At 38.2% G+C, this 20,347-nt stretch carries 12 protein-coding genes and 3 rRNA genes; 12 read left to right on the forward strand and 3 right to left on the reverse strand.

The features are described from left to right. Positions 1–46: 46 nt before the first annotated feature. Entirely contained in the window at positions 47–1,498 is a 1,452-nt protein-coding gene (locus tag G6534_RS10800) for an amino acid permease (protein ID WP_059074763.1), read from the reverse strand. Positions 1,499–1,796: 298 nt separating this feature from the next. Here G6534_RS10800 and G6534_RS10805 point away from each other — a divergent pair, with 298 nt between their 5' ends. The 11 genes from G6534_RS10805 to G6534_RS10855 all read left to right on the forward strand — a co-directional run bounded on the left by G6534_RS10805 (position 1,797) and on the right by G6534_RS10855 (position 16,083). Next, on the forward strand, positions 1,797–2,930 hold the full coding sequence (locus G6534_RS10805; protein ID WP_369833492.1) for an LCP family glycopolymer transferase: 1,134 nt from the start codon (positions 1,797–1,799) through the stop codon (positions 2,928–2,930). 58 nt (positions 2,931–2,988) lie between these two features. Continuing rightward, positions 2,989–4,533, forward strand: a complete 1,545-nt coding sequence (locus G6534_RS10810; RefSeq protein WP_182082832.1) for an ABC-F family ATP-binding cassette domain-containing protein — start codon at positions 2,989–2,991, stop codon at positions 4,531–4,533. Between the two features lie 443 nt (positions 4,534–4,976). Then, positions 4,977–6,543, forward strand: a 16S ribosomal RNA gene (locus G6534_RS10815). Between the two features lie 173 nt (positions 6,544–6,716). Next, positions 6,717–9,634: ribosomal RNA gene (locus G6534_RS10820) — 23S ribosomal RNA — on the forward strand. A gap of 76 nt (positions 9,635–9,710) precedes the next feature. Then, positions 9,711–9,827: ribosomal RNA gene (gene rrf, locus G6534_RS10825) — 5S ribosomal RNA — on the forward strand. The 16S, 23S and 5S rRNA genes sit together here, the layout of an rRNA operon. A 570-nt stretch (positions 9,828–10,397) precedes the next feature. Then, a complete protein-coding gene (locus G6534_RS10830) occupies positions 10,398–12,020 on the forward strand; it encodes a helix-turn-helix domain-containing protein (protein WP_238788897.1) in 1,623 nt (540 codons plus the stop codon). Between the two features lie 254 nt (positions 12,021–12,274). Next, a complete protein-coding gene (locus G6534_RS10835) occupies positions 12,275–13,465 on the forward strand; it encodes an MFS transporter (RefSeq protein ID WP_182082833.1) in 1,191 nt (396 codons plus the stop codon). 13 nt (positions 13,466–13,478) lie between these two features. Continuing rightward, the gene (locus G6534_RS10840) at positions 13,479–14,375 is read left to right on the forward strand and encodes an alpha/beta hydrolase (RefSeq protein WP_182082834.1); all 897 of its coding nucleotides are present in this window, start codon (positions 13,479–13,481) and stop codon (positions 14,373–14,375) included. Between the two features lie 9 nt (positions 14,376–14,384). Next, a complete protein-coding gene (locus G6534_RS10845; RefSeq protein WP_182082835.1) occupies positions 14,385–14,858 on the forward strand; it encodes a hypothetical protein in 474 nt (157 codons plus the stop codon). Continuing rightward, complete coding sequence (locus tag G6534_RS10850; RefSeq protein WP_369833246.1) at positions 14,858–15,700, forward strand: sulfite exporter TauE/SafE family protein; 843 nt, start codon at positions 14,858–14,860, stop codon at positions 15,698–15,700. The genes G6534_RS10845 and G6534_RS10850 overlap by 1 nt, the downstream gene beginning before the upstream one ends. Further along, entirely contained in the window at positions 15,700–16,083 is a 384-nt protein-coding gene (locus tag G6534_RS10855) for a DUF1634 domain-containing protein (protein ID WP_182082836.1), read from the forward strand. The genes G6534_RS10850 and G6534_RS10855 overlap by 1 nt, the downstream gene beginning before the upstream one ends. Before the next feature lie 123 nt (positions 16,084–16,206). On the opposite strand, the gene G6534_RS10860 is transcribed toward G6534_RS10855, so the two are convergent. After that, a complete protein-coding gene (locus G6534_RS10860) occupies positions 16,207–18,531 on the reverse strand; it encodes an L-type lectin family protein (protein WP_182082837.1) in 2,325 nt (774 codons plus the stop codon). Between the two features lie 292 nt (positions 18,532–18,823). Between G6534_RS10860 and G6534_RS10865 the strand changes: the two genes are divergently transcribed. Then, positions 18,824–19,267, forward strand: coding sequence for a MarR family winged helix-turn-helix transcriptional regulator (locus G6534_RS10865; protein ID WP_059074815.1), 444 nt, complete (start codon positions 18,824–18,826; stop codon positions 19,265–19,267). A gap of 43 nt (positions 19,268–19,310) precedes the next feature. Here the strand turns inward: G6534_RS10865 and nrdF are convergent, their stop codons facing one another. Next, positions 19,311–20,336, reverse strand: coding sequence for a class 1b ribonucleoside-diphosphate reductase subunit beta (nrdF, locus tag G6534_RS10870; protein ID WP_057811954.1), 1,026 nt, complete (start codon positions 20,334–20,336; stop codon positions 19,311–19,313). Between the last annotated feature and the right edge of the window lie 11 nt (positions 20,337–20,347).

Genomic DNA, 20,347 nt, shown 5'->3' on the forward strand with positions numbered 1-20,347 from the left:
ATTAATTCCTAGAGGATCTTTTTAATATCCGTGCAGTAGATATTGACTATATTTCATCTAATTCATTATTAGTACGTTTAGCGATAGCAGGTAAAATCAATCCCAAAGCAATCAAAGCGATTGGTGTGATGATATTAAGTGCTAATTGGAACCACCATGATGATGGATCAGTTGCCATGTTCATCTTAGGCACCATACCTAGAACGCAGGCAAAGGCTGTTAAGAAGAAAGCCCATAGTCCGAAACCAAAGCCGACGTATTTATTCTTAACGAACATATAATCTGACTTGAATTTGTCTAGTTGACGACAAAGCATCATGTAGGCCAAGAATACCCAAAGGTAACGCATAGGCATAACAATTGAGTTTAAGTTCAATAGCCAGTTGTATAAATCATTCATTCCATTGATTCCAAGAGCAGGAACGATGATTAAGATAGAAACTAAAATTGCAGTTAACTTGTAACCATTGATAGCAACGCCACGCTTGTTTTTCTTCAAAAGACCTTTAGGGATGTATTTCTTATCAGCATCGCCTAAAAGCATACGTAATGGTGCATCGATAGAAATAGCTAGAGCCGCAGCAGAAGCAATTGTGTTGGTAATGGCAAAAGCCCAAACGAATAAGTTACCAACGTGGAAACTATTACCTAAAAATTGGAAAGCTTGGTAAGCACCGTTGGCCATCAAATCGGCTGGAATGTGATTTGAGTTAACGATCATACCAATAGCAAATGATCCTAAGATTGCAGAAACAGCTACCATCACGGCTAAGATAATCATACCGAGTGGGAACTCCTTAGAAGCATTTTTAGTTTTATTAACATAAGGTGAAATTTTTTCTGAACCACCAACGGCGAAGACTAACATAGAGATCGTCGTAAAGTATTGGAAATCAAACTTAGGTATATATGTGTGGATATCAGTCATGTTTGGTGTAGCAATTTGTACATGAGTGATAAATGGAGCACTGACACCTAAGATGATAAATAGCATTGACATAGCAAACATTGCAATACCGGCAATACTACCAAGATTATTCAAGGTAGCAGTTCCTTTACTAGCTAACCAAACGAAGAGCAAGAAGATAATTAAACTTGCACCTTGTACGATAAATGGTGAAGCAGTTTTGATGAAAGAACCATTTCCCTTGAATAACCAGCTCAAACTAACCATGATGATTTGTGGCTTTTGAGCAAGATATGGAACGTGTACTACCCAGTAAGTCCAGGCAGCAAAGTAGGCCAGTTTATTATTAGAAAGAGCTTTAACCCAAGAACTAACTCCTCCACCAGCCTCTTGAAAAGCGGATCCCAATTGTCCCACCATTAAAGTGTATGGAACAAAATAAAGAACCATGATTAAAATCCATGATGTAACAACAGCTAAACCTTGATTGGCAAAGTTATTGATGACATTATTAAGACCCCAAACGGTGGTAAAGCCTAATAGGGCAATATTCCACCATCTAAACGTCTTTGCATTACTTGCATCTGACATTATTCAAATCCTCCTACGGAAGAAATTATACATGAAATATACAAGAAAAAGGCTTAAATAAAGAGATAGATTTTTGAGTATGTTTTAATTAATAATTAACTAAAATGTTTTTTGTAAAATTGACAGATTGTGTCAAAAAATTATAATTTAGGAATGCGGCTATTTAAAATTTAATTTTAATTCAATTGAATTAAGCTGTATAATTGCATCCTATCTACTATAATATAGAGAGAATTTGTTTTTAATGTAGATAGCAAATTAATCGGAGTTTATTATGGATAACAATAAGAACGACAATATGTCTAGGCAGCATCGGCAAAGATCTCGTAACAGTGCCTTAGCTTCTAATAACGGTGGAAAAATCAAACGTCCATTCGTTAAGATTCTAGGATTAGTATTCTTAGTTATGATTTTTGTCATGGGTGCTTATGGATTTAGACTTTATGCTCAAGCTCAGAATTCATTGGGTAAGACTTACAAGGCTATTGATGGTAAAAAAGTTTCAACAAGAATCAATGATAAAAAGCCAATTTCAATTCTTTTATTGGGAGTTGATACGACTGATAATGGGGTTAGAGATACTGAAACTAATTATCGAGGAAATTCGGATACGATGATCGTTGTAACGGTTAATCCTAAGACTAACAAAACGACAATGGTTTCCGTTCCACGTGATACGATGGCTCAAATTTGGAAGAGCAGTACTAATAACACCAAAAAGATTCAAAAAATCAATTCAGCTTACAACATCGGTAATGAAGGTAGTGCGGTGGCGACAACAGAGAAGTTGTTGAATGTACCAATTGACTACTATGTTAAAGTAGATTTTAACTCACTTAAGCAGATTGTTAACGCTGTTGGTGGTGTAGATGTTAATGTACCATTTAGTTTCTCTTATGGTGATACCGGTGAGAAAGAGTCTCATTTCAAGAAGGGTAAGATGCATTTAAATGGTAAACAAGCACTAGATTACTCTAGAATGCGTTATGAAGACCCTGAAGGTGATTACGGTCGTCAAAAGAGACAGCGTCAAGTTATCACGGCTATTATTAAGAGCGCTGCTAGTGCTAATACATTTACGCATTACCAAAAGGTTTTGAATAGTATTTCTAGTTCAATGACTACTAATTTGAGTTTTAGTGATATGCAGTCGGTCTTCTTTAATTATCGTGGAGCTGCTAAGAACATCGACTCTGATCATGTTCAAGGATATGGCTCAATGATTAATGGATCTTCATATGAAGTGGCCCCAACTAAAGAATTGCGTCGAGTATCAAACAAACTAAGAAAGCAATTAGGCCTTTCTGAAGAACAACTGAATAATGAAGAAACTAGATTAAACACATTGAATGAAGCTAGAGGATTCTCATTTGACAGTGGGACTACAAATCAAAACTATACAATCTTTACAAGATATCAAACGTCAGAATAATTTGGATAAAGACTGGGACAATAGTTTCAGTCTTTTCTTATGTATAAAGGAGATAAATATGAGTGTTTTAGAGATACATGATTTAAGTCAGCAGTTTTTGGATAAGAAATTATATGATTCTGCTAATCTACAAGTTAACAAAGAGGACCATTTAGGAATAATTGGTCAAAATGGAGTGGGTAAGTCTACTTTTATTAAGATTTTAACTGGTCAAATTGAACCAGATGAAGGAAAAATCACTTGGAAGAAGCATTTAACGATTGGTTATTTGGACCAACAAGCTAGATTGGCACCAGGGATGACCATCTACGAATATTTAAAGACAGCGTTTTCAAAATTGTATGAAACAAGCGATAAGCTAAACGAGATTTACATGAATAATCCGACAGATGAGGATCTTGAAAAAGCTGGAAAACTTCAAGAAATCTTAGATGCCAACGACTTCTACGAGTTAGATACCAAAATTCAACAAGTTGCGACTGGTTTAGGACTAGATGCAATCGGTTATGATCACGATGTCTCAAAACTCAGTGGTGGCCAACGTTCGAAGATTATTTTGGCTAAAATTTTGCTTGAACAACCAGATATGATTTTATTGGATGAGCCAACAAACTATTTGGATACTAACCATATTGATTGGTTGGCTGATTATTTGAACAACTTTAGTGGTGCCTTCATCGTCATTTCCCACGATTACAATTTCTTAGATCGAATCATTAATTGTGTGGCTGATTTTGAATTCGGTAAGATTACTAAATATACAGGTTCTTTAAAGCAAGCTCTCAAGCAAAAGGCTGCTAATCAAGAAACTTATATGAAGGCTTACGTCAAGCAACAAGAAAAGATCTCTAAAACTAAAGCTTATATTAGAAAGTTTAAGGCCGGTTCTCGTTCTAAGAGTGCTAAGAGTAGGGAGAAGCAATTAGCTCATATGGATGTCTTAACACCCCCAGGGAGTAAAACAGCTGCAAGCTTCGCCTTTCCATATGTTGAAGTACCTAGTTCACGAATGATGTTAGACGTTAATAATCTAAAAGTTGGATATGACGGGAAAGCTCTCTTTGATAAAGCCTTGAATTTCTCTATTGTCAGTGGAGAAAAAATGGTTATTAAAGGATTCAACGGTATCGGTAAGTCTACTTTGATTAAGACCTTGTTGAATATCCTTAAACCAATTGATGGTAACTTTGAATTCTCAGAGACTGTAAAGATAGGTTATTTCAAGCAAGATCTAGTCTGGAAGAATAACTTAGAGTCACCATTCCAATACATTAGTGATAAGCATTCTGAAGAAGGCGGTAAGGAAGTTAGACGTGTTCTTGCTAGAACTGGATTAACTAACCAACAAATCATGTCACCACTACGTTCTCTATCTGGTGGTGAACAAACTAAGGTTAAGATTGCTGATTTGATGTTCGATAACACTAACTTTCTATTCATGGATGAGCCTACTAACCATTTGGATGATGAAAGTAAGGCCGCTTTGCGCAAAGGTCTCAAAAACTATGATGGATCAATGATTCTAGTTACCCACGAAGAGGACTTCTATAGTAGTGATTGGATCGATAAGGTCTTGGATATTGAAAAAATAAAAGAAAATTAGTCATTTTCAAAAAAAAATGAAAAAAGTACTTGCATTGGTTTACCATAAACGGTAATATATTACCTGTTGTCACGACAGGTCAACGGCTTCAACGGATAAGCAAGATATTTGCTTGAAAGTTGAAATAATTATTTCAAATAAGTTCTTGACATTGAGTTATGAACTTGTTATGATAATTAAGTTGACTCGTAAGAACAACGAGCTAACAATTTGATGAATCTTTTCATTAAATTGTTAGAAAAATTATTTTAAAAAGTTCTTGACATTAACTTGTCAGCTTGATAAAATAATTAAGTCGCTGATGAGCGTAAGCGCTTAATCAGCTGGTAGACCTTTGAAAACTGAACAAAGTTTTAACACTAAATTGTGTAGGCCAACATTTATTTGTTGGATTTACAACGAAGTCAATTCGCTAGTATAATTTTTTATGAGTCACAAACTTTTAATATGAGAGTTTGATCCTGGCTCAGGACGAACGCTGGCGGCATGCCTAATACATGCAAGTCGAACGAACCATCCTGAAGATTGAAGCTTGCTTCATGATTCAGATTTTGGTGAGTGGCGGACGGGTGAGTAACACGTGGGTAACCTGCCCAAAAGTGGGGGATAACATTTGGAAACAAGTGCTAATACCGCATAACAACTACTTTCACATGATCGTAGCTTGAAAGATGGCTCTGCTATCGCTTTTGGATGGACCCGCGGCGTATTAGCTAGTTGGTGAGGTAATAGCTCACCAAGGCAATGATACGTAGCCGACCTGAGAGGGTAATCGGCCACATTGGGACTGAGACACGGCCCAAACTCCTACGGGAGGCAGCAGTAGGGAATCTTCCACAATGGGCGAAAGCCTGATGGAGCAATGCCGCGTGAGTGAAGAAGGTTTTCGGATCGTAAAACTCTGTTGTTGAAGAAGAACATGCGTGAGAGTAACTGTTCACGTACTGACGGTATTCAACCAGAAAGCCACGGCTAACTACGTGCCAGCAGCCGCGGTAATACGTAGGTGGCAAGCGTTGTCCGGATTTATTGGGCGTAAAGAGAATGTAGGCGGTTTATTAAGTTTGAAGTGAAAGCCCTCGGCTCAACCGAGGAAGTGCTTCGAAAACTGGTAAACTTGAGTGCAGAAGAGGAAAGTGGAACTCCATGTGTAGCGGTGGAATGCGTAGATATATGGAAGAACACCAGTGGCGAAGGCGGCTTTCTGGTCTGTAACTGACGCTGAGATTCGAAAGCATGGGTAGCAAACAGGATTAGATACCCTGGTAGTCCATGCCGTAAACGATGAGTGCTAAGTGTTGGAGGGTTTCCGCCCTTCAGTGCTGCAGCTAACGCATTAAGCACTCCGCCTGGGGAGTACGACCGCAAGGTTGAAACTCAAAGGAATTGACGGGGGCCCGCACAAGCGGTGGAGCATGTGGTTTAATTCGAAGCAACGCGAAGAACCTTACCAGGTCTTGACATACCATGAAAAGCTAAGAGATTAGTCTTTCCCTTCGGGGACATGGATACAGGTGGTGCATGGTTGTCGTCAGCTCGTGTCGTGAGATGTTGGGTTAAGTCCCGCAACGAGCGCAACCCTTATTATCAGTTGCCAGCATTCAGTTGGGCACTCTGGTGAGACTGCCGGTGACAAACCGGAGGAAGGTGGGGACGACGTCAAATCATCATGCCCCTTATGACCTGGGCTACACACGTGCTACAATGGTCGGTACAACGTGTTGCGAACTCGCGAGGGCAAGCAAATCACTTAAAACCGATCTCAGTTCGGATTGCAGGCTGCAACTCGCCTGCATGAAGCTGGAATCGCTAGTAATCGCGGATCAGCATGCCGCGGTGAATACGTTCCCGGGCCTTGTACACACCGCCCGTCACACCATGAGAGTTTGTAACACCCAAAGTCGGTGGGGTAACCCTTCGGGGAACTAGCCGCCTAAGGTGGGACAAATGATTAGGGTGAAGTCGTAACAAGGTAGCCGTAGGAGAACCTGCGGCTGGATCACCTCCTTTCTAAGGATATGATGCTTAGCATCAACGGAAATACACAACGTTAAAACTTTGTTTAGTTTTGAGGGGTCTACCCTCAAACTCGTACCTTGAAAACTGGATATTAAGAATTAATGATTTAAAAGAAACACCGAAAACTGCGCGATAAAAATGGATGTATTTCCATATTTTGTCAAGATTAAGTTATAAAGGGCGCACGGTGGATGCCTAGGCACTAGGAGCCGATGAAGGACGTAACTAACGACGATACGCCTCGGGGAGCTGTAAGTAAGCTTTGATCCGGGGATCTCCGAATGGGGGAACCCAAATATCGTAATGGATATTTACTTGTTTGTGAATACATAGCAATCAAGAGGAACACGCAATGAACTGAAACATCTAAGTAGTTGCAGGAAGAGAAAGAAAATTCGATTCCCTAAGTAGCGGCGAGCGAAACGGGAATAGCCCAAACTATGAAGCTTGCTTCATAGGGTTGTAGGACTGATGTTGTGAGAACAAAAGGTAATGATAGTTGAACAAGTTGGAAAGCTTGGCCAAAGAGAGTGAAAGCCTCGTAAACGAAATCTGACCCACTCCATTCAGTATCCTGAGTACGGCGGAACACGAGAAACTCCGTCGGAATCCGGGAGGACCATCTCCCAAGGCTAAATACTCCCTAGTGACCGATAGTGAACCAGTACCGTGAGGGAAAGGTGAAAAGTACCCCGGAAGGGGAGTGAAATAGATCCTGAAACCGTGTGCCTACAAGTAGTCAGAGTCCGTTAATGGATGATGGCGTGCCTTTTGTAGAATGAACCGGCGAGTTACGTTAACATGCAAGGTTAAGATGAAAAGTCGGAGCCGTAGCGAAAGCGAGTCTGAATAGGGCGACTAAGTATGTTGATGTAGACCCGAAACCAAGTGACCTACCCATGACCAGGTTGAAAGTGTGGTAAAACACACCGGAGGACCGAACCCGTGTATGTTGAAAAATGCTGGGATGAGTTGTGGGTAGCGGTGAAATTCCAAACGAACTTGGAGATAGCTGGTTCTCTCCGAAATAGCTTTAGGGTTAGCCTCGGGGATTAGGATCGTGGAGGTAGAGCACTGTTTGGACTAGGGGCCCGTCTTGGGTTACTGAATTCAGATAAACTCCGAATACCATTGATCTATACCCGGGAGTCAGACGATGAGTGATAAGATCCACCGTCGAAAGGGAAACAGCCCAGATCACCAGTTAAGGTCCCAAAATTCATGCTAAGTGGAAAAGGATGTGGAAACGCATAGACAACTAGGATGTTGGCTTAGAAGCAGCCATTCATTCAAAGAGTGCGTAATAGCTCACTAGTCGAGTGATTCTGCGCCGAAAATGTACCGGGGCTAAGCATGATACCGAAACTGTGGATGTGTCGTAAGACACGTGGTAGGAGAGCGTTGTAAGAGCATTGAAGCTGTACCGTGAGGAGCAGTGGAGTTCTTAGAAGTGAGAATGCCGGTATGAGTAACGAAAGACCAGTGAGAATCTGGTCGGCCGCAAGACTAAGGTTTCCTGGGGAAGGCTCGTCCTCCCAGGGTTAGTCGGGGCCTAAGATGAGACCGAGAGGTGTAATCGATGGATAACAGGTTGATATTCCTGTACTAGTTTATTTTGTTTGAACGATGGAAGGACGCAGGAGGATGATGTGTGCGCGCTGATGGATATGCGCGTCCAAGCAGTAAGTCTTGATATGAGTCAAATGCTTATATCTCTAAGGACAAGCTGTGATGGGGAGTGAAATTTTAGTAACGAAGCACAATAACTCACACTGCCAAGAAAAGTTTCTAGTTAGAAATAAACTACCCGTACCGCAAACCGACACAGGTAGTCGAGGAGAGTATCCTAAGGTCAGCGAGTGAACTCTCGTTAAGGAACTCGGCAAAATGACCCCGTAACTTCGGGAGAAGGGGTGCTGGTGTAACAGCCAGCCGCAGTGAATAGGCCCAAACAACTGTTTATCAAAAACACAGGTCTATGCTAAATCGTAAGATGACGTATATGGGCTGACGCCTGCCCGGTGCTGGAAGGTTAAGAGGATCAGTTAGCTTTTGCGAAGCTGAGAATTGAAGCCCCAGTAAACGGCGGCCGTAACTATAACGGTCCTAAGGTAGCGAAATTCCTTGTCGGGTAAGTTCCGACCCGCACGAAAGGCGTAATGATTTGGGCACTGTCTCAACGAGAGACTCGGTGAAATTATAATACCCGTGAAGATGCGGGTTACCCGCGACAGGACGGAAAGACCCCATGGAGCTTTACTGTAGCTTGATATTGAGTTTTTGTGTGACATGTACAGGATAGGTAGGAGCCGTTGATTTCGGAACGCTAGTTTCGAAGGAGGCGTTGGTGGGATACTACCCTTGTTATATGAAAGCTCTAACCTACATCGCTCAGCGCGATGAGGGACAGTGTCTGGTGGGCAGTTTGACTGGGGCGGTCGCCTCCTAAAATGTAACGGAGGCGCTCAAAGGTTCGCTCAGAATGGTTGGAAATCATTTGCAGAGTGTAAACGTAAAAGCGAGCTTGACTGCGAGACTGACAAGTCGAGCAGGGACGAAAGTCGGAGTTAGTGATCCGGTGGTACCATATGGAAGGGCCATCGCTCAACGGATAAAAGCTACCCTGGGGATAACAGGCTTATCTCCCCCAAGAGTTCACATCGACGGGGAGGTTTGGCACCTCGATGTCGGCTCATCGCATCCTGGGGCTGTAGTCGGTCCCAAGGGTTGGGCTGTTCGCCCATTAAAGCGGTACGCGAGCTGGGTTCAGAACGTCGTGAGACAGTTCGGTCCCTATCCGTCGCGGGCGTAGGAAATTTGAGAGGAGCTGTCCTTAGTACGAGAGGACCGGGATGGACATACCTCTGGTGTACCAGTTGTGCCGCCAGGCGCATCGCTGGGTAGCTACGTATGGAAGGGATAAACGCTGAAAGCATCTAAGTGTGAAGCCCCCCTCGAGATGAGATTTCCCATTCCTTTATGGAAGTAAGATCCGTTAAAGAATATGACGTAGATAGGCTGCGGGTGGAAGTGTAGCGATACATGGAGCTGAGCAGTACTAATAGATCGAGGACTTAATCGAGTAAGAGTTTACAGCAGTTTGAAGTGTTTTAAATCATTGACTTAATATCTAGTTTTGAAGGTACGAGGCAAAATAGTGTGGTGGCGATAGTGAGAAGGATACACCTGTTCCCATGCCGAACACAGAAGTTAAGCTTCTCCGCGCCGAAAGTAGTTGGTGGGAAACTACCCGCGAGGATAGGGAGCTGCCACGCAATGTAAGGAATCAACATTAGTTGATTCCTTTTTTTTGTGTCTTCATATTTTATGTAAATAAAGTATCTAAAAATCAGTATATTTTATGAAAATAAAATAAATTTGAATAAAATATCGGTAATAAAAAAGGGACATTAAGAAGGGTGATCTCTACGAGATCACCAAAAAAAAGTGAAAATTCAAGATGAACTTTCATACCTTTGATTCAATCCTAAATGAAATTTGCCCAGATTGATTTAGTATTATAATGAAGGAAAATTGTATATAATTTTTTATATAAAATCGAAAATAAACTTAAAAAAATCAGTTTATTTTTTTCTTTTTTATGAAATATGTTTTTTTTCGAATTAAGGAACATCAAAAGACTATACTTATTATAAATAAAGCGTAAAATAACATATTGGTATAGATAATAAATTATGTTCATATTTTACTAAATATCTTGTCTATTTATTTAAGTAATAAAGTGTGGTAGGTTACTTATATAGAAAATAATTTATTATAATATAATTATTGAAAAATATGTTTGAGCGTATTTTATTATAATAGAATTAATCGCATCTACGGGGGTGGAGTTCTTGGATAGCTTTACTGACTTATTTCTTTCAAAATCGGAAATAGAAAAGATACAACTATTTAACAAGATTAAATTGATCAGAACTAATCAATTAGCTAGTGCTGACTTGATTGGAACTTATCGGAATCGTGATATTCAAGTTAAGGATATCAATTTACGTAAGGCTGCTTATCAAATGAATAAGAGTTACGGCAGTGTTTACAATACTTTCCTAGGAATTCAAGAAGACTTTAAGAGAATCCTAGATAAGGACGAATACAGTACAGAAGAGATGTTTAATGTTACTAGGGATGCTTACCATGCATTTTTGACAACTAACTCTGATGGTTACTTGTTCTTGGACGCTATTGTTAAGGATAAGGAAACTTCTTTTAAACATTTCTATGAAACCTTAGAAAGTAGTAAGGCCACTGTTTTACGTCATTTAAAGCCCATGAGAGGCTATTTGAAACGCTTTGGTGTCAGAATTGCTTATGAACCAATGCGTTTTGTAGGTGATGAAGAATCAATTCGTTTGGCCATCGCAGCATTGTATTGGAATGCTACTAGGGGATACGTATGGCCATTTGAAGATTTTACACAAAAGACAGCTTTCAAGGTTGTTGATATCGCTTTGGATAAATATCGTCTCAAGCCAACTAACCATATTACGAAGATGTTTTATGCTTATGTCGTTATGGCGCACTTATATCGAATTATTGAGGGCAATCACGTTCAAAATATGGATGCTTTGAATGTCATCAATTATCCTTTCCCTAATATTTTTGAGAGTGCTGGTTCAATGCTTGAAGGGGATACCGGCAGTAAAAAAGTTAGAGAATTGAAGCGTGCTATTAAGGAAGACGTCAGTTATGAAGAGCAAATGTTCCAATCAGCTGATTTTTATATCCTATTAATGTGCGTACCAGCAACCTTTGAAGTTTCAGAAGATTATTTACAATCAGTTTCTAAGCAATTGGTTAGATATAATCCACTATTTGCTAACTTTATTGATGATTTCTTGGAACTTATTCCAATTGATGTGGAACAAACTGTGTCTGATATGGCTATGTCACATAGCGAATTCTTGAGATATAAGTACAATTTGACGACATGTATTATTGGTGTTCTAGCTTTAGATCACAATTACATTGAAATTTTGAATTTATATTCAGGATTTGGAGATGCTATCAGCAAGTTGAATGATGAGGGTCTAGAAAGTAAGATCTATTCAACAGTTCAACACTTGATGTTGCGTGATAAGTATCAATCATTAAATGGCAAAGCTAAACAAATTTCAGAAGCAATTTATGCAATTGCTTATCGTTTCTTCTCACTTTATAACAAAAACATACAAGTTAAAGTTTACTTAGAATTAGAATCATTCTTCTTAGTATATTCAGATTTGGCAGTTACTTTACAGTCATTGCCATATGCTAAGATTGTCAGTGATCCTAAAGAAGCTGATATTGTTGTAACAGCTAACAGTGCTAACCCACCAGCTGATGAAATGAAAAAAGATGCCTGCATCTATCGTTGGATGTATAATGGCGTTGATGGTCAAATGGGTGGCTTGTTGAACTTGATTTATAAGATTTGGACTGAAGAGAAGGTTACTGAAAATCCAAATCTTTAAGTGAAAAGTGTTGCAACTATTTTCAGAATATATTATGATACAGGTTGTGCGATGAGTCGAGAGCCGTCGAATTTGGACGGCACTTATGATGGTAGGGTATCAAGCACTACTCACCGGATTGTGAGGGATATCTATAGAGCGCTGATGTGAACAGCAAACTATTTACTCATCTGAGTACTACCAACTAAAACCATGGTTGATCTTTTTGGCCATGGTTTTTTTATTGAAAAAATTAAATAGAAGAGGTGAAAAGGATGCGCGCTCAAAGATTGTGGCTATTAATTTTAAATATCACATTCAATTTAGTAATGGGGTTTATTTTGCCAGTGAATACAATATTTATTCACAAGAATCTACACGAATCATTAGTAACAGCGGGATTTGCTTTAATGGTATATTCAGCTTTTATGATGATTGGAAATGCCTTGGGGGGAGTTATGTTTGACCGTTTCTCCAAGCGTGGAACGTTATACATTGGTTACGGAATATCAATTATATCGTTGTTAGGTATGTCAGTACATCATGTGTGGCCAACATATGCGATTATGTTGTTCACGTTAGGATTTGGAATGGGACTGGTCTATACGGCCGTCAACGCTTATACCGCCTTTATCGCGGAACAAATGACCGGTAATAGTCGAGTGATTTTTAATAATATGTATTTAGCTGCTAATATCGGAATTGCTATCGGTTCGACAGCAGTTGGATTTATCTTTAAGTGGAGTATCTTTCTCACTTTCTTCATTCCAATGTTATTATTTGTAATTAGTGTCGTTATATTGATGTTAAAAGCTAATGTCTTAGATCACGTTCGTGAACAAGATGATGAAGATATTAAGCGTTATGAGAGTAGTGAAGTTAAAGATCCAAGAATTGAAATTGGTGTAAATCGCTTCAGATTAAATATCTTTGTGATTTGTGCTTCGATTTTTATCGTTTGGCTAGGTTATTCTCAATGGGACAGTAACTTGTCAGCCTACATGCTAAACCAAGGTTATACAACTCGTGAATATGGTTTGGTATTTACAGTAAACGCTGCTTCATTATTGATTATTCAACCAGTAATGAATCGTGTAGTTTCAAAAGTTTTCAAATTATTAAAGTATCAAATTTTCTTAGGAACAATTATTATGGGATTGTCATTCTTGTTACTTCCAGGAGCCAAAACTTATTTAGCTTTCATTATTAGTATGTTAGTTTTGACTGTTGGTGAATCAATGGTTTTCCCAACTATTCCAGCTTTATTGAGTAAGATGTCAACTAATCGAAATCGTGGGACTTTTCAAAGTTTCTATAGTATTTTTGGTTCATTAGGAAGAGCAATTGGACCTTATGCAGGTAGTTTGATTATCACAGCATTGTCTTTTTCAACTTTGTTCGTTGGTATCACTATTTCGATGATAATTGTTGCTATCGCGATGATAGGTGTGAAAGAATTAGGATAAGTGAGGTAATATCATGATAATTATTTTGTTGATATTGTTATTGCTAGTCGTTCTAATTCTGAACGCCTTTTTTTTGTATATTCAACAAAGAGGTTCCAAGGCTTTAGGATCAGAAGCACCTAAAGTTAAGATGGATGCAGGATTGGAAGAGAATACGGCTAGATTTTTAGCAAAGAATAAAGATGAATGGCAAATAGAGTCGCATTACAACAGGAGTAAATTATTTGGATGGTTCACCGATAATGATGCGCAGACGACGGTTATTTTAGTACACGGTTTTGGTGTTGATCACAATTCATTGAACGTTCACGCGCAATTATTTGATAAACTCGGTTGCAATGTTTTGCAAATTGATGATCAAGCAGCCGGTAAAAGTGAAGGAAAGTATCTTGGCTTCGGCTATATAGAGAGTCAGGATTTATTAGATTGGATTCAAGAAGTCTTGCGTAGACGTCCGGACGATAAAATCGTTTTATTTGGAGCTTCAATGGGAGCTGCAACGGTTATGTTGACAACAGACAATGACCTACCAAAAAATGTTAAACTAATAATCGAGGATTCTGGCTATACTAGTGCAGCAGATATTTTGAGTTATCACTGTCAAAAGCGATACCATATCAAGGGTAAATTATTGATTGCTGGTATTTCATTGATGTCACGCTTAAGAGCTGGTTTTTCGTATCGACAGACAGATTGTCGTAAGGCACTAGAAAAAAACAATTTGCCGATATTGTTCATGCATGGGGAAAATGATTTTACTGTTCCTTTCAAAATGAGAGATGAGTTATCCACATGTGGACAATTCCCGAAAATGTCGTATGGAAGCCTTGGTGTTCACATTCGCAGCTACTATGTTGATTCAAAAAACTACCAACAGGCTGTGGATAAGTTTTTCAAAAAGTATCTTTAGGAGAAGAAAATGAAAATAAAAATTACTGATTTTATCGAAAATGTTCAAGAAGGAAAATTTAACCAAACTAGTTTAGAAATTAGTAAGGATGATTTATTACAAGAAGATCTTTGGTCTTTGAATAAAGCTAAAGAACAATTGGAAAAAGATGCTGCGGATAATAAACTTTCACAAGTTTTGATTCATGTGGCTGATGCTGAATTTGAAATTAATTTTTATCTAGAAACAGGCGTTATCAATTTGCCATTCGATGATGCTAAGAAAGTCACTCATTTCTTCGATGATGATGCTGAAGTTGACACTAAGATTTATCTTTCGACTGCTTGTGATTATTTAAATGCCTCAAAATTTCATATTGATTTAATTTCAGAAAACTTGCCTGAAAATGCTGAAATTAAATACGCAATGGATATAATGAAAGGTAACTATGAAACTTCCGTAGAGAATTTTAATAACAAGGAAGAAGAAAAAGAGGAAAAATAATGAATTCAATGTTGCTACTCTTAGTAATGGGAGTGGGAGCTGGAGTTCTTGGTGCAATTTTGGGTATTGGTGGTGGAATGATCATCACGCCGGTTTTGACTATTATGATGGGTCTGGATATCAAATATGCCATCGGTGCTAGTATCATTTCAGTTATTGCGACAAGTTCTGGCTCGACTATTGCTTATTTGAAAGATGACATGCTTAATTTGCGTGTTGCGATGTTTTTGGAAATTGCTACTACCGTCGGGGCGATTATGGGTGCTCTGTTGGTAGGAGTATTTTCAAGTAATTTCTTGTATGTTTTATTTGGATTTTTCTTATTGTATTCAACTTACAATATGATTCGAAAATTGTTCGATAAGAAAGGTGAACAAGTTTTCACTGGTCATGATCCAATCGTCGATAAATTTAAGTTAGCAAGTACTTATTATGATAAGTCAGAGCAAAAACAAGTCGACTATTCAATGAAAAATGTTCCCGGTGGTTTCATCATGATGTGGGCTGCCGGTTTAGCTAGTGGATTATTAGGTATTGGTAGTGGTGCTTTTAAAGTTATTGCCATGGATACAATTATGAAGATGCCTTTGAAACCATCAAGTGCCACTAGTAATTTGATGATGGGTGTAACTGCTGCCGCCAGTGCTACAGTGTACTTCTTTAATGGTTCGATTCGCCCAGATATTGCTGCACCTTTAGCAATTGGTGTTTTAGTTGGTGCTACTATTGGTGCTAGATTGATGCAAGTTTTGAAACCAAGAGTAATCAGAATGATCTTTATTCCAATTATTCTCTATATGGGAGTGCAAATGGCTCTTAAAGGATTCGGGGTGAACATCTAATGGATACACATGAAGAGACTCGAAAAGTTGAAGTAGTTATTGGTAAAATTTTGCGAATCGGTGTTATTGTTTCGGCCATCGTTATTTTGATTGGCATGGGCTTATACTTTATGAATGGTTCCGGTTATCCGACTGTTATGCAAAATGGTAAAGCCATGGTTGATTTCCCAAGAAGATTTTCAGATATTTTTGCCGGTATCATGGCAGGTAAATCATATGCTGTTATTATGTTGGGTGTTTTCCTATTGATTTTGACACCAGTTTTGCGGGTCGTCGTTTCAATTTATGCCTTTTATAAAGAACATGACAATTTATACGTTATTATTACAACAATCGTTTTAGTTATTCTGATGTTCGCTATGTTTTTGGGATATCGGAGTTAAAAAAATAAACCTTGGAGAAAAATCTCTGAGGTTTATTTTTTTTGAACTGAAAAGCAGAACGAACGATGACATTTAACAGTAACTTAATTTAAGAAAGAACTATAAAAATCACATAACTTATTTTTATTTATTGGCGAGAGAATCTAGCAAAGTCCAATATATAACGCCGTTATACTGTCCAGCAGGACTAGCATTATTATTTAAAGCTAGAAGAATACCACTTTGATCAGTCCAAGATAGCGTTATATTGTTGGTTTCTATTTGATCATCCGGTTTAGTATATTGAGCGATGTTTGTTGCATTGCTTAAAGTTTGTGGCTGACTATCGGGAGTTGGTCTGAAAACTAGGCTGCCGTCAAAAGGTTTGTCAGTAGTTAGATTGGTTAGTTGTGAAGCTTTAGCTTGAACAGTCCAACTGGCGCCTTTTTCACGACTATCGATTACATGAACATTCCAATCATCAATTCTTGGTACCAATTTATTTTTGTTACCAAAGTTGATGTTTTTAAATTTGACATTACTAGAAACTTCTCCAAAGTAAACTGTCCCACCGAATTGAATTGTCCGTTCCAAAGTGTTGGTTTGACCAAGATTCCCAGAATCATCTTTGACATAAAATGAAACTGGCGTAGAGGAGTCATTTAATTGCGAATTAGGAATGTTTAAAGTGAAATCTCCAGCTGAGTCGACAATACCTTTTTGAGCGGTGTAATCTTGATCACCAATTTTTTGATAAACGGTTAACTTAGTTAAATCAGGAGTAGCATTAGTTCCTAAGTAATTAACGTGGGCTTTGATTTGAGCATCCTCACCTTTTTTGATTCTGATAATGTATGGAGTAGAACTTTCAAGCGTAATTGATTTAGGATCGATAACAAATGAAGGAGCATCAGTATCAGTGATTAAATTATCTCCATCGAAATGGGCGTGGGCAGATGGCACAGTCAAAGTGTTGGTTGTAGTTTTGGCAGCTTTGCCGTGAAGAGAAACTGTTGCAGTACGATTATCCTTATTTAAAGTTTGGAGTAATTGATAATTTAAGTGATTAGGGTCGGTAGTATCAGAGAATACACTGCTAGGGATGGTTTCTTTTTCACCATTAGCGTAGGTGATTTCACCACTAGTAAAGGTCATATTTTCAGGGATTTGCATTCTAGTTTTAATATTGGTCCATTCTCTTGTCCAACCAATATATTTCAAATTGTAGTTGTAAGTAATGTCATCATTAGCATTAACATGGCCACCGTCTTTTACTTCAGTGTTCTCAGTATCATTGTGAATATCGGCGGTAGCTTGAGCGTCAACGAAAGATGGCAAAGATTCGAAGACTAGTAAGTTGTTCTCAGTATATTTACCCGTTGATCCTGTAAAGCCCCAATATAGCTTGCCATCAGTGCTTTTGAATTGGTTAGTATCGATAACAGTCGAAGCAATTTTAGCTGAGTTGGTTGGTGTTCCATCGGTATTTTTGTCATCGTATTTGTAAGTAATAGTTCCAAGATTACTGTTGGCGGCGGGTTTAGTCCATTGAATCGTTAAATGATGCCAGTTGTTATCGACCAAATTTAGACCATCAGTCGCAGCCAAATGTAACATAGTAAAATAATTTTTAGTTGCGGGTCCACCACTAGTATCGCCAGCAGGCTTTTTTATGGAATTGTGGAAGTAGGTATTTATTGGGAAAGTTCCATCAGATGGATTCCCAGGATAACCGATAGCAATGTGTTGGCCATTAATTCCTTGGGCATCAAAGGAAACACCCTCGCCAGAAACATCTTTATAAGTTGTTAATTTGTTGACGAAGGTATCAAATTCAATCGCTAAACTGTTTTGAACAGCATTTTTAGCAATATTAGCAGGATTAGTTTCATTCCAGTCCCAATCTGTTCCCCAAACTCCTAAAGTTTCACCATTACCGGGCTCGATTGTACCATCTTTATCTTTTCCGATTGAATGAGCATTTGTTCCTCGTGGATCATTGTGCATGACGAAAGCCATTCCGTCACCAGGGAAGAGACTGTCAGGATAGTTGGAATTTTTGTACGAACCAAAATAAAGCCACATAGAAGCAGTTTGATTTTCGTTAATATTGAAGAAGTTGTCTTCGGATAAATTACTCCAAATACCTCCAACTTGATAATTAGTATTAGTCATTTTAATAACGCTAGTGTTTAAAGTAGCAGGATTAGTCGAATTGACGATTTCGGCCGAATTATCCTCAAAGTTTGCTTTAATGAAGTCTTTATCGCTCCAATGCAAACCTTTGGGGGTCTTTGCTAAAGCATCCTTGTAATTTTGCTCGTTACCAGCATCGATGACACTATTGGTAGGATTAACGTCGGTAGCCGCAAAAACAACTTGATTCAGAGTAGAAATCATAAATAATCCCTCAAAAATAATAAATAAAAAAATGTATAGTGGATTTGATTTAATTTTATGCTTATTCATAATAAAATCCTCACATCAAAGACATTTCGTCATTATTCATAAAAATTGTAACAGGTTTGTGAATTATAGTTGCTGTTTTAGCATAAAATAACCATTATATTATGATATAAAATATATTAAATAAGAGCATAAAAATATATCAATTATATTGTGAAATAAAATAATTATTTACTAATATTTTGATAAAATGACTTTTTGGAGAGCAATTTAATTGTACCAAATCAAATTATTTACAATTTCTTTATAAAGGAATAAAATATGGACTATAAATTAATGACAAGGAGGCGTGGTTATGCCTGATATAAATTTAAGTCGGCCAATCCCTCTGAATGATCACTTGTGTTTCTCTTTATATGCAACATCACGTGCAATTCAGAAATTGTATCATGATGGGTTGAGTGAAAATGGACTAACTTATCCGCAGTATTTAGTCTTAGTGGCTCTGTATGAATATAAAGAACTAACAGTTAAGAAATTAGGGGCATTATTGTCTTTGGATTCAGGGACTTTAACGCCACTTTTGAAACGTTTGGAAAAAGAAGACTTAGTAATTCGTGAACGTAGTAAATCTGATGAACGAGTAGTTAATGTTCATTTGACAGATGCTGGAGTTCAAAAACGTGAATCTGTTAATGATCTTCCTAAGATTATGATAGAGAAGAGTGGTTTCACTGATGAAGAGTGGAATACTTTAGAAACTCTATCCAAAAAAATGTTTAAGAATATTACCAAGTAAAAAAATAACGTCATTCCTGTGATTGCAGGAGTGACGTTATTTTTTATTTCAATTTTTTAACTTTGTCAAAAAGAGAACTGCCATTAGGTGTTTTATTATCGCCAGTTCTTCCAATATCGTAATCGGAATCTTTCATAGCTTCAACTTTACCCATTAAGTAGCCATTACCAACTTGTGAGAAGAAGTCGTGGTTACTAGTTCCAGTTGAGATACCGTTCATAACGATAGGATTGACGTCTTCAGCGTTTCCATCAGGAAAGAGAGGTTCTTGACCAAGGTTCATTAGAGCTTTATTGGCGTTATAACGCAAGAAAACCATTACTTCATCGACCCAGCCAACTTCTTTATAGAGATCACGAGTATATTTTTCTTCATTATCGTAAAGCGTATAAAGCAAATCGTACATCCAGTCTTTCATTTCGGCTTTTTTATCGTCGCTCAATTCATTGAAACCAAGTTGGAATTTATAACCGATGTAGGTTCCGTGGACTGATTCATCACGAATGATCAACTTGATGATTTCAGCAACGTTGGCCAGCTTGTTGTTCCCAAGGTAGTACAAAGGCGTGTAGAAACCTGAGTAGAATAGGAAACTTTCTAGGAAAACACTAGCAACTTTCTTTTGAAGTGGATCACCATTTTGATAGATGTCATTGATGAACTTAGCTTTCTTTTGCAAATATTCATTATGGTCGGTCCAATCGAAGATTTCCTCAATTTCTTCGGCGCTGTTCAAAGTACTGAAGATAGAAGAATAACTCTTAGCATGAACGGATTCCATGAATTCGATGTTGTTGAAGACAGCCGTTTCCGCTTGAGTTCTAACATCTTTTAACATGGCTTGAATACCGTCTTGAGATTGTAAAGTATCTAGTAAAGTCAAACCACCAAAGACGTGACCGACAACTGTTTGTTCCGCAGGACTTAAAGTGCGCCAGTCGTCTAAATCATTGGAAAGAGGAATTCTCGTATCGAGCCAAAATTGTGAAGTTAACTTTTCCCAAGTTTCCTTGTCGATTTGGTCTTCAAGCTTATTCCAGTTCATTGACTTGTAATATGTATCAACCATTAAAAATTTCC

It is taken from the genome of Companilactobacillus pabuli, from assembly GCF_014058425.1.
Lineage (GTDB): Bacteria > Bacillota > Bacilli > Lactobacillales > Lactobacillaceae > Companilactobacillus > Companilactobacillus pabuli.

What these genes read in the sequence shown, in the direction of transcription:
- G6534_RS10810 (WP_182082832.1), top strand. Translation starts at nt 2,989, where the DNA reads ATGAGTGTTTTAGAGATACATGATTTAAGTCAGCAGTTTTTGGATAAG.
- nrdF (WP_057811954.1), bottom strand. Translation starts at nt 20,336, where the DNA reads ATGGTTGATACATATTACAAGTCAATGAACTGGAATAAGCTTGAAGAC.
- G6534_RS10835 (WP_182082833.1), top strand. Translation starts at nt 12,275, where the DNA reads ATGCGCGCTCAAAGATTGTGGCTATTAATTTTAAATATCACATTCAAT.
- G6534_RS10840 (WP_182082834.1), top strand. Translation starts at nt 13,479, where the DNA reads ATGATAATTATTTTGTTGATATTGTTATTGCTAGTCGTTCTAATTCTG.
- G6534_RS10855 (WP_182082836.1), top strand. Translation starts at nt 15,700, where the DNA reads ATGGATACACATGAAGAGACTCGAAAAGTTGAAGTAGTTATTGGTAAA.
- G6534_RS10850 (WP_369833246.1), top strand. Translation starts at nt 14,858, where the DNA reads ATGAATTCAATGTTGCTACTCTTAGTAATGGGAGTGGGAGCTGGAGTT.
- G6534_RS10805 (WP_369833492.1), top strand. Translation starts at nt 1,797, where the DNA reads ATGTCTAGGCAGCATCGGCAAAGATCTCGTAACAGTGCCTTAGCTTCT.
- G6534_RS10845 (WP_182082835.1), top strand. Translation starts at nt 14,385, where the DNA reads ATGAAAATAAAAATTACTGATTTTATCGAAAATGTTCAAGAAGGAAAA.
- G6534_RS10860 (WP_182082837.1), bottom strand. Translation starts at nt 18,531, where the DNA reads ATGAATAAGCATAAAATTAAATCAAATCCACTATACATTTTTTTATTT.
- G6534_RS10865 (WP_059074815.1), top strand. Translation starts at nt 18,824, where the DNA reads ATGCCTGATATAAATTTAAGTCGGCCAATCCCTCTGAATGATCACTTG.
- G6534_RS10800 (WP_059074763.1), bottom strand. Translation starts at nt 1,498, where the DNA reads ATGTCAGATGCAAGTAATGCAAAGACGTTTAGATGGTGGAATATTGCC.